The sequence below is a fragment of the Candidatus Acididesulfobacter guangdongensis genome (genome assembly GCA_004195045.1).
GTDB classification, from domain to species: Bacteria; SZUA-79; SZUA-79; order Acidulodesulfobacterales; family Acidulodesulfobacteraceae; genus Acididesulfobacter; species Acididesulfobacter guangdongensis.
The window spans coordinates 134066-150109 of the sequence record SGBC01000002.1; the positions used below are offsets into that span (position 1 = coordinate 134066).

The 16044-nt window shown below is 31.9% G+C and carries 15 protein-coding genes; 13 read left to right on the forward strand and 2 right to left on the reverse strand.

Annotation, left to right across the window (positions count from 1 at the left end):
- Positions 1–91 precede the first annotated feature (91 nt).
- The 11 genes from EVJ46_04760 to EVJ46_04810 all read left to right on the forward strand — a co-directional run bounded on the left by EVJ46_04760 (position 92) and on the right by EVJ46_04810 (position 10844).
- On the forward strand, positions 92–949 hold the full coding sequence (locus EVJ46_04760) for a 3-deoxy-8-phosphooctulonate synthase (protein RZD16342.1): 858 nt from the start codon (positions 92–94) through the stop codon (positions 947–949).
- 38 nt (positions 950–987) lie between these two features.
- The gene (locus tag EVJ46_04765; GenBank protein ID RZD16343.1) at positions 988–2025 is read left to right on the forward strand and encodes a KpsF/GutQ family sugar-phosphate isomerase; all 1038 of its coding nucleotides are present in this window, start codon (positions 988–990) and stop codon (positions 2023–2025) included.
- A 224-nt stretch (positions 2026–2249) separates the two neighbouring features.
- Positions 2250–2777, forward strand: coding sequence for an HAD-IIIA family hydrolase (locus EVJ46_04770; GenBank protein RZD16344.1), 528 nt, complete (start codon positions 2250–2252; stop codon positions 2775–2777).
- Positions 2778–2957: 180 nt separating this feature from the next.
- Positions 2958–3530: an LPS export ABC transporter periplasmic protein LptC gene (gene lptC, locus EVJ46_04775; protein RZD16345.1), complete on the forward strand. Its 573-nt coding sequence runs from the start codon at positions 2958–2960 to the stop codon at positions 3528–3530.
- A gap of 58 nt (positions 3531–3588) precedes the next feature.
- Complete coding sequence (locus EVJ46_04780; protein ID RZD16346.1) at positions 3589–4314, forward strand: hypothetical protein; 726 nt, start codon at positions 3589–3591, stop codon at positions 4312–4314.
- A gap of 73 nt (positions 4315–4387) precedes the next feature.
- Positions 4388–5110: an LPS export ABC transporter ATP-binding protein gene (lptB, locus tag EVJ46_04785; protein ID RZD16347.1), complete on the forward strand. Its 723-nt coding sequence runs from the start codon at positions 4388–4390 to the stop codon at positions 5108–5110.
- 3 nt (positions 5111–5113) lie between these two features.
- Complete coding sequence (gene rpoN, locus EVJ46_04790; GenBank protein ID RZD16348.1) at positions 5114–6637, forward strand: RNA polymerase sigma-54 factor; 1524 nt, start codon at positions 5114–5116, stop codon at positions 6635–6637.
- Positions 6638–6642: 5 nt separating this feature from the next.
- Positions 6643–7191: a ribosome-associated translation inhibitor RaiA gene (raiA, locus tag EVJ46_04795; protein RZD16349.1), complete on the forward strand. Its 549-nt coding sequence runs from the start codon at positions 6643–6645 to the stop codon at positions 7189–7191.
- Complete coding sequence (gene rapZ / locus EVJ46_04800) at positions 7188–8090, forward strand: RNase adapter RapZ (GenBank protein RZD16350.1); 903 nt, start codon at positions 7188–7190, stop codon at positions 8088–8090. Before raiA ends, rapZ begins: the two co-directional genes overlap by 4 nt.
- A gap of 250 nt (positions 8091–8340) precedes the next feature.
- Positions 8341–9534 carry a methionine adenosyltransferase gene (locus tag EVJ46_04805; GenBank protein RZD16351.1) on the forward strand — a complete coding sequence of 398 codons (1194 nt, stop codon included), beginning with the start codon at positions 8341–8343 and terminating at the stop codon, positions 9532–9534.
- Positions 9535–9569: 35 nt separating this feature from the next.
- Entirely contained in the window at positions 9570–10844 is a 1275-nt protein-coding gene (locus tag EVJ46_04810) for an adenosylhomocysteinase (GenBank protein ID RZD16352.1), read from the forward strand.
- 10 nt (positions 10845–10854) lie between these two features.
- Here the strand turns inward: EVJ46_04810 and EVJ46_04815 are convergent, their stop codons facing one another.
- Both EVJ46_04815 and EVJ46_04820 read right to left on the reverse strand, forming a co-directional pair.
- Positions 10855–11952: an LptF/LptG family permease gene (locus tag EVJ46_04815; GenBank protein RZD16353.1), complete on the reverse strand. Its 1098-nt coding sequence runs from the start codon at positions 11950–11952 to the stop codon at positions 10855–10857.
- A complete protein-coding gene (locus EVJ46_04820; protein RZD16354.1) occupies positions 11949–13040 on the reverse strand; it encodes a YjgP/YjgQ family permease in 1092 nt (363 codons plus the stop codon). The genes EVJ46_04815 and EVJ46_04820 overlap by 4 nt, the downstream gene beginning before the upstream one ends.
- Positions 13041–13297: 257 nt before the next feature.
- On the opposite strand from EVJ46_04820, the gene EVJ46_04825 reads away from it, so the two are divergent.
- Entirely contained in the window at positions 13298–15178 is a 1881-nt protein-coding gene (locus EVJ46_04825) for a response regulator (protein RZD16355.1), read from the forward strand.
- Positions 15165–16013: a carboxylating nicotinate-nucleotide diphosphorylase gene (nadC, locus tag EVJ46_04830; GenBank protein ID RZD16356.1), complete on the forward strand. Its 849-nt coding sequence runs from the start codon at positions 15165–15167 to the stop codon at positions 16011–16013. The genes EVJ46_04825 and nadC overlap by 14 nt, the downstream gene beginning before the upstream one ends.
- The last annotated feature ends 31 nt before the right edge of the window (positions 16014–16044 follow it).

Sequence of the window (16044 nt, forward strand, 5' to 3'; positions counted from 1 at the left end):
ACTCAGTCAAAGCAATAAAATATAATAAAATATAATAAAATGTAATGTAATGTAAACGAACAGCTTTATTTTGTATCGCTGAATAATTATTATGAATTTATCAGAAAAAGAAAACGCATTCACAAAAAATGATTTAATAGAACAGCTCGGACTTAAAAATTATAATAGCGCTTATCCGCTTATTATTGCAGGACCTTGCGTAATAGAAAGTTTTGAGCTGGTTGACCTGTGCGCTTCTTTTTTAAAAAATCTTTCAGAAGATATGTGTTTTAATTTGATATTTAAAGCGTCTTACGATAAAGCGAACAGAACTTCCATAGATTCTTTCAGAGGTCCCGGCGTCGATAAGGGGATTGAAATTCTTGCAGAAATTAAAAATAAATATAATCTTCCTATACTTACAGATGTGCATAGAATTTCAGAAATAGAAAAATTAAAAAATACGGTTGATATTATTCAAATACCGGCGTTTTTATCCCGTCAGACGGATTTAATAGTCGAATCCGCCAAAACAGATAGAATAATTAATATAAAAAAAGGCCAATTTTTAGCGCCATGGGATATGGCAAATGTTATTGATAAAATTAGAAGTACCGGAAATAATAAAATATTAATTACAGAACGGGGTGTCAGCTTCGGATATAATAATCTCGTTGTAGATTTCAGGTCTATCATCATAATGAAAGAGTTTGGAGTGCCTGTTGTCTATGATGCTACGCACAGCGTTCAGCTGCCCGGAGGATCCGGTTCATGTTCCGGCGGCGACAGAAAATATGTAATACCGCTTGCAAAAGCAGCAGCTGCTTTAGGTTCAGATGTTTTGTTTTTTGAAGTTCATCCTAACCCTCCGGAAGCAAAAAGCGATTCTGCCAATTCTTTATATTTGTCCTCTTTAAAGGATGCTTTAAAGTCTATTTTTGCAATTGCAGCAGTTGAGGATAATATTTAGGAAAACTGTCTGTTTTTATATATTAAACATCTTATATTATGGAAAAATTAAATCTGAATAAATTAAATAATAAATTAGATAAACAGGATAGCAGATTTACGGATGCGGAAATTATAGCTACTGCTTCAGAGGTTCTTAAAATAGAGGCAGATTCTATTGTTAATCTTATCGGCAGGCTTGACGCCGATTTTCAAAAAGCTGTTGATTATCTTTACAATATTAAAGGAAAAGTTGTGCTTACCGGCATGGGAAAGTCAGGCATAATTGCCCGAAAAATTTCTTCTACGCTTGCCAGTACCGGTACTCCGTCTTTTTTTATGCATCCTGCCGAAGCCTCTCACGGAGATCTTGGTATGATAGCTTCCGATGATGCAGTTATTGCATTATCTTATAGCGGATATACAAAAGAACTTATTTCTATATTGCCTGTAATTAAGCTTGTAGGGGCAGGCATAATATCTTTTTGCGGAAATAAAACTTCTCCGCTTTTTGAACTTTCAGATTATTTTTTCGATGTTTCAGTTGATAAAGAGGCATGTCCGTACAATATCGCTCCTACGGCAAGTACGGCGGCACAGCTTGCAATAGGCGACGCTCTTGCAATGTGTCTGCTAAAGAAAAGAAATTTTCTTGAAGAAGATTTTGCGAGACTGCATCCGGGCGGGTCAATCGGGAAAAAGTTTTTAAAGGTTAAAGACATAATGCACAAAGGAGACGATATTCCGTTAGTAAAAGAAACAAGCCGGCTTAATGAAACAATTATGGAAATGACGTCGAAAAGGCTTGGTTTGACCGGTGTGGTTGATTCTTTAGGCAACTTAAAAGGTATCATTGTGGATGGTGATTTGAGAAGAGCTATGATAGCCAAAGAAGATGTGCTAAATAAATCAGCGGCGGAAATAATGACGCCCGAGCCGAAAGTTATACTTGAAGATGCACTGCTATCAAGCGCTTTAAAAAAAATGGAAGATTTAAAAATTACGGCTCTTTTTGCAATAAAAACCGAAAAAAAAATGAAACCTGCGGGCGTAATACACATACATGATATTATTAAAGCAGGTATAGCGTCGTATTAAAAACAACTTACTATTTACTATTAATTAATACTTTAATATTGCAATAGAAAATATTCATATATTTTTTTGTTTGTAAAAAAATATCAGATTTATTTTTTTGCATACGAAACATTCAATTTACAAAGAAAATATTTGCAAAAAAAATTAATCTGATACCTCCGAAAAATTATAAAATAAATTGCTAATTATTTAATTATAATTCAGCGTAACATAATGCAGGTCAAATGAAAAATTTAAATAATGTTGATTATTCCGATATTAAAATTTTAATTTTTGATATTGACGGCATATTAACGGATGGCAAAATATATATGTCGGAATCCGGAGAAGAAACAAAATGTTTTTTTGCTCATGACGGAGCAGGTATAAGGTTGGCAAAAAAATTCGGTATTTTAGTAGGATTTATTTCGGCAAGAAAAAGCCGTGCGGCAAAAAAAAGAAGTGAAGAATTAGGCATTGATTTCTATGTGGAAGGATGTGTCGATAAACTCAAGAGTCTGCAAAACATTTTAAATGATTATAATTTAAATTTTCAGAATGTTTTTTATATGGGCGATGATATAGTAGATATAGAACCTTTAAAATGCGCAGCTCTTTCCGCAAGCGTTCCTGAAGCTCCTGCTTATGTGAAAAACTTTGCTTCCATAACGGCAAAAAATCATGGAGGACAGGGTGCCGTCAGGGAAATGATAGATTTTATTCTCGAAAAAAAAGGTTTGCTAGATCAATTATTAAAAGAATTCAAGCAATAGTAAGTTAAATATCGATAAGTTAGCTTATATCACTGAAAAATATGGCAATAAGATGACGGATGTTTTTAATATTAAATAGCAATTGAAGCAGTAACGATTTTAACGATTCAATGAATGTTTCTATCAGCAGCAATGGCTTAACCAATATTCCTCTTAGCAATGACAATTTGATTAACAACAATGATTAAAAATATTAATGTAATAAAAAAAATTTCTTTATTTATAGGTATTTTCTTTATAGTAGTCCTTACATTTTTTTTAATTCTCCATTATATAAATATAAAAGACAAATCATTTTTACAAATAAAAATTTCTAAAAATTACATAAAATTAAAAAAAATAAATTATAAATTTTTTAAACACGGCAAATTAGTTTATGAGATATTTGCAAAAAGTTTGAAATATTTAACCCCAAAAAAAAATATAATTAAACTAAAAGATGTAACTGCCGTCATATATAATTCGGTAAATAAACCGGAATATACTATCACCGGTAATTTAGGCAGACTTAATATTAAAACTAAAAATGTAGTATTTTCTGGCAATGTTTTAGTTAAAAGCGTAAAAGGTTCGTATCTTGCGACTGATTTGCTTTATTATTTTAATTTGAAGCAAAAAATTGTAGCGCCGAACGGCATCAAATTGTCAGGCAAAAAATATTTTATTACCGGTAAAGAATTAACGATGTATCTTAAAAAAAATATTTTTATTATAGGTAAAGATGTAAATTTTAATACAGAAATGGTAAAATAGACTTATATTTGTGAGATTTATTAAAGTTTAAAAAAAATTATGGAGAATATATTAATATATGAAAATTTTTGAAAGCGGAAATGGCTTAGCGTATCGATTTATTGATAATAATAACAACAATAATAATAACAATAGCAATATTGATCATTATGATAACACTAATATTAATAGCAATACCGATAAGAACAGGAACGGGCGATACGCGCTAAAATTTGTATATCGTAAGCCGTCATGGTTACGAATACTAAGCATATTAAAAGTTTGTACAGCTGCAGCTATGCTGTATTTGCTGCCTTTAAATATTTTTTTGTGCGCAAATTATGCATATGCTGCCGGTATTGCCGTTCCGGTTAAAAATGACATGAAAATGTCAAAAACTAAAATCCATATTACATCAAATTCTCTTGTGGTAAACAATAAAAAAAAAATTGCTATTTTTTCAGGCAAAGTGATAGCCATTAAAAAAAACCTTAAAATATTTTCGCACATTCTTAAGGTTTTCTATAATAAAAAAAATAAAATTAAGCAGCTGGTAGCCATTGGCAATGTCCACATTATTAAAGGCAACGATAATATTACCGGCAGTAAAGCGGTATTTAATAATATTTCCAAAACGGTGATTATAACCGGACATCCGTACGCCTGGTCAGGAAAAAACAAGATTACCGGAAAAATAATAGAAATGAATCTTACTACCGGAATTTCAAAAATATTGTCAGGGCAAGGACAGCGGGTTAATGCAATTATTTATTCAAAAAAATCTTTAACTATTAAAAAAAAATAAATCGAAGTCTATTAAAAAAAATCAATAAAAAAATTTAATTTAACATTTAATAATTTAAATAAATAAATACAAATTGTTAAAAGCAGCCAACTTAATAAAAACATTTAAAAAAAGAACCGTTGTAAATGATATAACGCTTGAAATAAATATAGGTGAAATAACCGGTTTACTGGGTCCCAACGGCGCCGGAAAAACAACTACGTTTAATATGATTTCCGGAACTATAAAACCTAATAAGGGAAATATATTTATTAACGGCATTAATATCACTAAAGAGCCTATGTATAAAAGGGCAAGACTCGGTATCAGCTATCTGCCCCAGGAGTCTTCGGTATTCAGAAAACTCACTGCCGAAGAAAATTTGCTTGCTATTTTTGAACTGTTAAAAATTTCGAAAACTGAAAGAAATAAACGCTTAGACGAATTAATTGAAAGATTTGGGTTAAGTCATGTCAGAAAATCAAATGTCATGAGTTTGTCAGGCGGTGAAAGAAGGAGGGTAGAAGTTGCAAGGTCGTTAATTCTTTCGCCTAAATTTATTTTACTGGATGAACCGTTTTCAGGTATAGACCCGATAGCCGTTGAAGATATGCAGGATATTTTGTTAGAATTAAAAAAAGAATCTATAGGGATATTAATCACAGACCACAATGTGAGAGAAGCATTAAGAATATGCGACAGCGCATATATTTTAAATGACGGTCAAATAATAGAAAAAGGCAAACCTTCGCAGATAATCACCAGTAATGTCGTGAGAAGATTTTTTCTTGGCGAAAAATTCAGTCTTGGCAATTAGAATATGTCGCAAATAGAATTAAAACAAAATCTTAAATTAAGCCAGCAGCTTATAATGACGCCCCGCCTGCAATTGGCTATAAAAATGCTGGCGATGAATAATATCGAACTGTCTGAATTAATAAATCAGCAAATTGTAGAAAATCCTATTATTGATGTTGATGTTGTAATGAACGGCGGTGAAAAAAATTATAACGAAAGCAATAATAGCGCTAATTCTGATGCTAATACTGCAGACTATAAAAAAGAATTCATTAATGATAGAGATACGGATAGTTCCGATCTGACCAGCCTAAATTCCGAAAACATACCGGAAAATATTCAAAATTTGAATGACAAAGATGATACGTATGCAATAAATGATTACATTGCCAATTACGATGAACAGCTGTATGATTTATCCATTAACACAAATACCGATTGGAAGCAGGATAAAAATTATATAATTGAAAACACTGTTGCAGGGACGGAAACACTTTATGAATTTATTATGAAGCAGGTAAGAACGGGTGATTTTAACAATGATGAAGTTAAACTCGCCGAATATATTGCAGGCAATTTAGATTCCGACGGATTTTTAAGAATATCTTCGGATGAATTAGAGAAATATGCCGGTAATTTAGCCCCTCTTTTAGATAATGTTTTATTTAAAATACATAAATTGGAACCTGTCGGGATTGCGACTTACGATCCCCTGTCGTGTCTTTTATTTCAGGCGGATTATTTTTTTCCTGAGGACGATTTATTGAAAAATATTATAAAAAATTATATAAAAGATATTGCTAACGGAAATTATAGCAAAATTGTTAAAGAAACAGGAAATATTTTGGAAAATGTTATTAAATCGGTCAACCGCCTTAAATCGCTTGCGCCTAAACCGGCGATAAATTTTGACAATCAGAATAATAATTATATTATTCCTGATTTATATGTAGAAAAAATAAACGGCAAATATACTGTTTTTATGGAGGATAATTATTTGCCGCCTATAAGAATAAATTCGTACTACAAAAAAATATTAAACGGCGAACTTATATCAAATGCGGTTACAAAAGATTATGTAGAAGAAAAATTAAAATCGGCTGTTTGGCTCGTTAAAAGTATTAAAAACAGAAAGGAAACAATATTGAAAATTGCACAGTTAATTATTGATAAACAGCATGATTTTTTTGAAAAAGGCACCGGTTATTTAAAACCGATAATATTAAAAACAATAGCCGATGAATTAAATTTACACGAATCTACCGTTTCAAGAGCAACGTCGAATAAATATATAAGTTCCCATTTAGGTGTTTTTGAACTTAAAAGTTTTTTTTCTAATTTTTCATTCGGAGAGATTTCACCGGACAATATTATGTCTAAAATAAAACTTATCATTGAAAATGAAAAAAACTATGGTAAAATTTATTCAGATAATGATATAGTGAATTTATTAAAAATGGAAAATATTGTAATAGCAAGGAGAACTATTGCAAAATACAGAGAAATTTTAAATATACCGTCTTCAGCCAAAAGAAAAAAGAAATAATAAAATTGAAAATTAAAGGAGATATGCCAATGGATATCGTTGTCACGTTTAAACATCTTGAACCCACGGAAGCTATAAAAAAATACGCCGAAACTAAAATTTCAAAGCTGGAAAAGTATTTGAACGATATTATAGAAGCTCATGTAACATTAAGCATGGAAAGGGTTCAGCATAAGGAATCCGGCGCTGCGTCAATTAAGCTGGTTGCTAAAAATATTACAATAAATGCGCAGGAAGAATCCTCTGATATATATGCGGCAATAGATCTTCTGACGGATAAAGTTGAGACGCAAATAAGAAAACATAAAGAAAAATCACGGGAAAAGTTTAAAGATAGCGAACAGACAGAGATATTTATGCAAGAAATGTCTGCTCCGGATATTGAAATTATAGATAATTATGAAATAAAGCAGATGGATTTGCATGAGGCTGTGAATAGATTAAATAAAAAAAATGAAAATTTTATAATTTTTAAAAATAAAGAATCATTTAAAAATTCCGTGCTTTATGCAAAAGATAACGGGGAATATGCAGTAATAGAAATAAATTCTTGATAATTAATAATATGGGTACGGCGGAAGATTCAAAAAGTTATTTTAATATTGTCTTAATAAGCGGAATATCCGGCTCAGGTAAATCCTCCGCTTTAAAAATTTTAGAGGACAAGGGCTTTTTTTGCGTAGATAATATGCCTTTATTGCTTTTGCCTAAATTTTTGGAAGTGGTATTTGCTGCAAGAATAAAAAATATTCTTTTTGTTGTAGATATAAGAGAAAAAAACTTTCTTTCAAGATTAGAAGAGCATGTGAAATTTCTAAAAGATAGATCAAATTTCTTCAAATTTATTTTTTTGGATGCCGATGATGATACAGTTATAAAAAGATACTCGGAAAGCAGGAGGAAGCATCCGCTTTCCGAAGAAAAAAGCATTCATGAATCTATTAAAAAAGAAAGAATACTCCTGAGCGGTATTAAAAAACTTTCAGATGTTATTATAGACACCTCTAATACATCTATACACGAATTAAATTCGCTAATCTTGCCGCATGTTGAATGCGTGGGCAATAATCATATTTTTAGCGTAAGAATGGTATCTTTCGGATTTAAATTCGGCATACCGTTAGAATCCGATACGCTGTTTGATGCGAGATTCCTGCCTAATCCTTTTTTCATGCCTGAGCTTAAAGATTTGACCGGATTAGACGATAATGTAGCCGCGTATCTGAAGCATTTTGAAGAAACAGACAGATTTTTAAATTATATATACGATTATTTAACATTTTTTCTTCCCTTATATAAGAAAGAAAATAAGTCATATTTCACTGTTGCCGTTGGATGCACGGGCGGTGTACACAGGTCTGTTTTTGTAGTAAACGAATTAAAAAATATGTTTTTTGCGGAAAATGAAGCATATAATATAGCTTATTTTCATAGAGATATAGGCAAAATTTAAGATGACCCGGAAATTCTTGAAATCCATTGTCTTTTTTAAATTAGAGATATACAAACAATGTTGTTTGCGGCAGATTAAAGATGTATTAATATATAAACATTCTTTAATTTTGCCATAATTAGTATTGAAAATACATTAATTTTATATTATCATTAAATGAATGCAGTAAATAAAAAATAAATCATGAATAATTAATTATAACAATATGCAGGTTACGACCAGTAAAACATGCATATTCGGAGGCGCAACAATGGATCATAAAAGCGGAAATTATATTTTTACTTCAGAATCTGTAACAGAAGGACATCCCGATAAGATATGCGATAAAATATCGGATTCACTCCTTGATAATTTTATATCTCAGGATAAAAATTCCAAGGTGGCTATGGAAACCATGGTAACAACAGGTTTGGTGGCTGTTGCAGGCGAGGTTAAATCAAACGCTACGGTTAATTATCAGGAAATAATCAGAAAAACTATACAGGATATAGGATATGACGATTCCCGTATAGGTTTTGATTTTAAAAGCTGCGGAATTATTGTTGCGGTAGGTTCTCAGTCTGCGGATATAAGAATGGGCGTCGAAAGAGAAAAAGATGAAGACCAGGGAGCCGGAGACCAAGGTCTTATGTTCGGTTATGCTACTTCCGAAACTGATGAGTTTATGCCTATGCCTATATATTATGCCCATAAACTTACAAAAAGGCTTGCTGAAGTAAGAAAAAACAAGTCGTTAGATTTTATCAGACCTGACGGTAAGTCTCAGGTTTCTGTCAGATATGAAAAATCTCAGCCTGTAGAAATAAGTTCAATAGTAGTATCTACGCAGCATTCAGATGATGTTTCTCAAGAACATCTTACGGATGCCGTCATAGATGAAGTTATAAAAAAAGTCATTCCGGCGGAACTCATAAATAATAACACAAAATTTTTTATTAATCCGACTGGAAGGTTTGTTATAGGCGGACCAAACGGCGATACAGGGCTTACCGGAAGAAAAATAATTGTTGATACCTATGGCGGAATGGGAAGGCACGGAGGAGGAGCTTTTTCCGGCAAGGACCCCTCAAAGGTTGACAGAAGCGGTTCATATATGGCTAGATTTATTGCCAAGAATATTGTCGCATCCGGTCTTGCTAAAAAATGCGAGGTTCAGATAGCTTACGCAATTGGAGTTGCAGACCCTGTTTCCGTAATGGCGAATACGTTCGGAACAGGCATCTATAATGATGAAACAATTTCCAAAACCGTAAGCAGCGTTTTTAATTTAAGACCGTACTCTATTGTTAAAACCCTTGATTTGCTTAAACCTATATATGCCAGAACATCTAATTACGGGCATTTTGGAAGGACTGAAGACGGTTTTACATGGGAACAGACGGTAAAAATTGCCGAGCTTAAAGAAACAGCTAAGGAATTAAATAAATCAATGGTAACGGTTTAAATATCGTTTTGAATGCATATAAATAAACTAAAGTTATAAAATTACAAGGGGGTTGTGTTTTGGCTGATATAAAGGATATAAAACTTGCAAAACAAGGTAAAGAAAGAATATTATGGGCAGAGCATGATATGCCGGTTTTGTCTATTATAAAAGAGCAATTTGCTGAAAAAAAACCTTTCAAGGGTAAAAAAGCAGGGTTGTGTCTTCATGTAACAGCTGAGACAGCCAATCTTGCCAGAACTCTTAAAGAAGGCGGAGCAGAAGTAGTGTTGTGCGCATCAAACCCGCTTTCGACTCAAGATGATATTGCCGCTTCGTTAGTCAAAGATTTTGGAATAGACGTTTATGCCATAAAAGGAGAAGATTCCGAAACTTATTACAATCACATAGAAAGCGTATTAAAATATGAGCCAAATTTTACATTAGATGATGGTGCCGATTTAATATCTACGATACATAAAAAACATAAAAATTTAATAAAAAATATCAAAGCTTCGATGGAAGAGACCACTACCGGTGTCATAAGACTGCGCTCTATGGAAACAGCAGGCGAATTAAAAATTCCGGTGATTGCCGTTAATGATGCCGATACAAAACATTTGTTTGACAACAGGTACGGAACAGGGCAATCCACTATTGACGGTATTATAAGAGCTACCGATATGCTTCTTGCCGGCAGAAATTTTGTAGTCTGCGGATACGGATGGTGCGGTAAAGGACTTGCAATGAGAGCAAGAGGGATAGGCTCTAACGTTATAGTCACGGAAGTCGACCCTATTAAAGCGTTAGAAGCCGTCATGGAAGGTTTTAGAGTAATGCCGATGGTCGAAGCCGCAAAAATAGGAGATTTTTTCTGCACGGTTACCGGTGATATAAATGTTATAGACGAGCATCATTTTGAAGTGATGAAAGATGGAGCAGTTATTTCAAATTCAGGGCATTTTGATGTTGAAATTAATATTAAAAAATTAAGAAAAATGTCAAAATCCATGAAAAATATTAAGGATTATGTTGAAGAATTCACCATGAAAGACGGCAGAAAATTGTATGTTCTTGCTGAAGGCAGACTTATTAACCTTGCCAGCGCGCATGGTCACCCTGCAAGCGTCATGGATATGAGTTTTTCCGTTCAGGCGCTTTCTGCGGAATTTGCTTTGTACAGCAATGATATGCTGCCTAAGGTTTATGGCGTACCGAGAGAAATAGACGAAAGAATAGCTTTTCTAAAACTTAAATCCTTAGGAATAGATATAGATATTCTCACGGAAGAGCAGGTTAAATATTTACGCTCCTGGCAGGAAGGAACATAAAAATATATTATTAATCTAAATCAGAAATAAGATATATTGCAATAAACAAAAAAGATAAATCAGCCATAAATGCCGCTAAAATAGGATTCAGCTGCGAACTCATCCCTAAGGATATCGCAATTGAATTTATTATCCAGTAGCCGAATGCTAAAATAATGCTGATGCCGATAGCGGCGGAAGTGCCGGATTTTTTGCCTATAATTATACCTATAGATATTCCTATAAGGACCAGCATTAAATTTATTAAAGGAAACGCAAATTTTGAATACATAAACGTTTTTATCAGATTTAAATTTGAATCAGTTTTTTTAGCAACCTTTAACATCTTAAAAAGATTAAATATTGATAAAAATTCTGATTTTAAATCATATGATTTAAAAAAATTAATGCTGAGTTTTATAGGAAGGCTTGTTGTTTTAACAATTTTGGCAAATGAGGGATAATGCTGATTTTTATTAAAATTATTTATTATTACATCGTCCATTATTAATTTGTTGCTGTCAAAGTACCCGTTTCTGGCGCTATATCTTTTAACAAGTTTAAATTTATTGTTAAATTCATAGATGCTTAATCCGGTTAATTTTTTTTCCGGTATATTTAAAACTTTTGCGGTTATAATATATTTTTGATAATGTATAGCTATATCTTTTGTTTTAAATTTATAAATCGATTTTACGCTGTAGTTTTTATTTTTATTTATATATTTTTGCATAACTATTCTTCTTTCGATATTTGTTTTCACCGCTATAAAATTTGAGAGCGCAAAAGAAAAAATTGACAGCCCCAGCGCAGTTATTATTAACGGAAGTGTGAATTTCAGCATACTTATGCCTGAAGATTTTATAGCCGTAATTTCATTATTTTTATTAAATGAGATTATTATCAGCATTGTTGATAATAAAATTGATAAAGGCAAAATCCGATATATTATCTCAGGCAGTTTGAGAAGAAAATAAAGAATAATATAGCTGAAATTAGGGGAATGTTTTGTAAATGCCTCCATATTAGATATAAAATCAACAATTACATAAAAAGAAGACAAAGAAATTATTGAGATAGATAATACTTTAAAAAATTCTTTAAGCAGATAATTTCTTAATATTTTCATTTTGCCGATGCCTTTATATATAATATAGCGCCTGTGGCAAATAGAATTATATCTGCCCCAAAAACTCCTATAACGGGATTAAAGCCGGTTTTAATCGATAAGTACAATCCTGAAGTAAATAAAATATAATACAGCACGACAATTGCTATGGTATAAAATATAGCCATAAAGAGGCTTCTTTTTTCCGACAGCATAGCCAGCGGCAAGCCGATAAGCACAAAAAATATTACCGCAATAGGTATGGCAATTTTTTTAAGTATATATATTAAATAAATATTTTTGATATTATTTTTATTACCTGCAGAATTATATTTCGAAATAAGCTGCGAAATAGTCATAAAATGCACTGAATTATTTCTTGAAGGAAACGAAAGTCCTTTCAGTTTGATGTTTATTTTATAAGTTTTAAAATTTAATATCCAGAAATTTTTTTTTGATCTGTATTTTTTTTGAATCTGTCCATTTTTTAAATAAAAAGAAATTAAATTTCGTTTTTTATTGTAAACAATATATCCCTTGTTAGCTATTAAAACCATAGAATTATTTTTAATTTTATATAATATAAAAATACCTTTAATGGAAGATTTTGAAGGATTTACCTGCTTTATAAATATTTTATATTTACCCAATTTATTAGAAAATGAATTTTTTTTTAATGCAGAAAGCACCGCTTTTTTTATCTCTTTAACAGCTAATACTCTAAAAAAATAATTAAATCTCGGAGCCATATAAAAGGAAAAAAACAGTGAGGCAACGAGAGGTATTAAAGAAAATAGCAGAGCAGGCTTTGTTAATTGCCATATATTGACGCCGGAAGCCTTAAGCGCCATTATTTCATTTGACTGAGTCATCTTTCCGAATACTACTAAAACTGCGAGCAAAAATGAAATTGGCAGTGTTATTATCATAAAATCAGGCAGCGTTAAACTTGCGAGTTTAATGACGGAAGTAATGCTGACGCCTTTATTGATGACCATTTCCGTCAGCATTAAAATTCTGTTGGTAATTATGCTGAAAGTAAATATAACAAGTCCGAAAATAAAAGGCGGAAAAAATTGTCTAAATATATATCTGTTTATCAAGGACATAATTTATAATATAAAATATACCGGCATGTTAGAAAGATAATTAATTAAATTAACCGTTTGATTTAAGATTATTACAATAAAAATTAAATTAATTAATTTTAGTATATAATAATAAATTATTGACTACTTATAATAATAATATTAAAATTATGATTATAAATTAATAAAAATTATTACCTTATACTGCAGTCAATTTTACGATTATATCAAAATTATGCTTTAATTTAAAGCTTTGATTTTTTTAAGGAGGAGCTGCTATGCCGATGCCCTACGAAGTATTGTATGTTGATGATAGCGATGCAATGCAAAAAACCGTCTCTATGATTTTTTTAAATAATTCCGAATTTAAAATAATTCCTCTTTACGACGGTTCTTCAACAACGACAATCCTTAACAATAGTCTTCCGTCCATTATTATTATTAATTATAATATAAGCAATGCAAGCAGCTATAATATAATAAAGGAGATTAAAAATAACGGTTTATATTCTAATATTCCTGTGCTGCTGGCTGCGCCTTCCGACCTGCCGAATAAAGAACGGGAATTGTTTGTTGAGGCGGGTTTAACCGGTTTTATATATAGACCTTTTGACAAAGAAACCTTTATTAATAAAATAAAGAGGTCTTTAGGTTTAAATATTAACGAAGATAAAATTTATGATATTGCAGAATTTGAAAAAAAGCATGAAAAAATTGAAAATAATGAACGTCAAAATATTCCAAATATTCCAGCAGAACAATCAGATGATGATATGACTGAGAATACCGCAAAAAACGATAATATTCAGTCAAATTCCGGACAAGAGCAGGATTCTGCAGAATTAAGCGAAGCGTTTGAGAATCTTTTTAAAGATGATAATATTTTTAAAGAATTTCAAAAATTAGATAAAGAAAATGAAAAAATAAATGTTCAGAAAAATGTGACCGTTAATGATAGTGATGATTACGATAAAATCCCGGATGCTGTTCCTGATGCAGGCAGCCGTGTTGATGCCGGTACCAATATTGATGTTAATACGGCAAGAACAGATATTGCAGATAACGTTATTGATATTACGCAATCTGCATCTGCAAACACAAACAGTGATATATCAATAGAATCAGGAAATATTCGCGCAGACGGCAGCGATAGTGCCGGCAATAGCCGCGTTCCGGACGAGGTAAGCATATCCGAGGTTGTTCCTTACGAATTAGAAAGTGTCAGAAATATTAAAATAGAACAGGTTGATAATAATAGCGAAGGACCGGAAATATTAGACAACAACATGCGGCAAACTGATAGCGCCTTATATGCCGGTGATGCAGCGGCTAAATCAGAAAATTTTAATAATAATAGCGATGATGTTCATGATAATAGCGATGAAAACAAAATTAACGAATATATGTCTAAAATTATTATTAATGAAGACATCGATAATAGCGATAATATCCGCAGTTTAAACTTCATAAATAATAATAATGGTGAAGAAGATATAACCGCGGACAGCGCCGGCGGGTTAGATATTATTCAACCGGAGCCCGAAAAACCGGCTGAAACCGAATTTAACATAAATATGCCTGAAATTTACGATATTCAGGAATCTAATCGTGATGAAAGCGGAGTTATTGCCAATTTTGGTGAGAATAATAATGATAATAGCGATATCGCTGATGACGCCAATAAAAATTATATTTTTGCCGAACAGGATCAGAATGATATCTCTACTGCCGCCGCAGTCAGTGTTGAAACTGAAGTGGACGGCAATAATTATTATGACGGTACTGCACATAGCAGCAGCGCAAATAAAGCAGATTATAATGCTCATACTGCACAAAATGATTATGAAGTTCCTGCTGAGCAGAATTATTTAAATTTAGCTGAAATACCTGAATCGGAAAATACGAACGATGCGCAAATTTCTTTATATAATATTAACAATGATAATAATAATGCAGTCAGTAAAGGAGGTAATGTAAAATTGGAGTTTATAAATGATGAAGTTATCGGCAAAATAGACGAGTATATAAAAAAATCAATAAATGATATAATAAATAATATACAGCCTGAAATAATTGAAAATATTAAAAATATATTACCTGAAATTGCAGAAAAATTAATAAAAGAAGAAATTGACAAAATTAAAAATGAAAATATTTGACGAGCAGGTAATTTCTTTAGTTTCTAATGCGTTAGCCGAAGATATAAAAGGTTCGGACATTACTACGGACGCTATTGCAAGCAAATGTAATCCGCAGATTGAATGTGAGGTAATAACAAAAGAGGACGGCGTTGTTTGCGGTTTAACTATTTTTTCATTAGTCTTTGATATGTTAAGCAAAAATAATTTTGAAATTGGTTATTTTGCTGAAGAAGGTGAAAAGATAACGAAATTTCAAAAAATTATTTCTATTAAAGCCAAATCTGATGTTATTTTATACGGCGAAAGGACCGCGCTTAATTTTCTGCAATTCCTTTCAGGAATTGCGACGGCATCTAATCTTGCAGCTAATGAGCTTTCAGGTTTAAAAACAAAAGTTCTTGATACAAGAAAAACGCTTCCGGGATTGCGCGCTATTCAAAAATATGCCGTAAATGTAGGCGGAGCTGATAATCACAGGTTTAACCTGTCATCCGGCATTTTAATCAAGGATAATCACATAAAGCTTGCAGGCGGGATTAAGCAAGCCTTAGAAATGGTAAGAAGCTATAATGCCGGATTTAATCAGAAAATAGAAATTGAAGTAAGTTCGATAGAACAGGTAGCCGAAGCATTAGAAGGGCGGGCAGATATTATAATGCTTGATAATATGAGTATTGCAGAAATGCAAAGGGCTGTAAAAATTATCGGCAAAAATGCCGTTACGGAAGCCTCCGGAAATATTACTATAAAAAATTTAAGAAAAATAGCCGAGGAAACTGAAGTTGATTATATTTCTATGGGTTCCCTGACTAATGCCGTAAAACCGATTGATTATTCTTTAAATTTTGTATGATTTTGTATGACTTCTGTAAATTTTAACTTAA

Excerpts from the sequence above, each read along its gene's own strand:
- rpoN (RZD16348.1), top strand. The coding sequence starts at position 5,114 with ATGTCGCAAATAGAATTAAAACAAAATCTTAAATTAAGCCAGCAGCTT.
- EVJ46_04780 (RZD16346.1), top strand. The coding sequence starts at position 3,589 with ATGAAAATTTTTGAAAGCGGAAATGGCTTAGCGTATCGATTTATTGAT.
- EVJ46_04820 (RZD16354.1), bottom strand. The coding sequence starts at position 13,040 with ATGTCCTTGATAAACAGATATATATTTAGACAATTTTTTCCGCCTTTT.
- EVJ46_04765 (RZD16343.1), top strand. The coding sequence starts at position 988 with ATGGAAAAATTAAATCTGAATAAATTAAATAATAAATTAGATAAACAG.
- EVJ46_04760 (RZD16342.1), top strand. The coding sequence starts at position 92 with ATGAATTTATCAGAAAAAGAAAACGCATTCACAAAAAATGATTTAATA.
- EVJ46_04805 (RZD16351.1), top strand. The coding sequence starts at position 8,341 with ATGGATCATAAAAGCGGAAATTATATTTTTACTTCAGAATCTGTAACA.
- EVJ46_04770 (RZD16344.1), top strand. The coding sequence starts at position 2,250 with ATGAAAAATTTAAATAATGTTGATTATTCCGATATTAAAATTTTAATT.
- EVJ46_04825 (RZD16355.1), top strand. The coding sequence starts at position 13,298 with ATGCCGATGCCCTACGAAGTATTGTATGTTGATGATAGCGATGCAATG.
- EVJ46_04815 (RZD16353.1), bottom strand. The coding sequence starts at position 11,952 with ATGAAAATATTAAGAAATTATCTGCTTAAAGAATTTTTTAAAGTATTA.
- lptC (RZD16345.1), top strand. The coding sequence starts at position 2,958 with ATGATTAAAAATATTAATGTAATAAAAAAAATTTCTTTATTTATAGGT.
- nadC (RZD16356.1), top strand. The coding sequence starts at position 15,165 with ATGAAAATATTTGACGAGCAGGTAATTTCTTTAGTTTCTAATGCGTTA.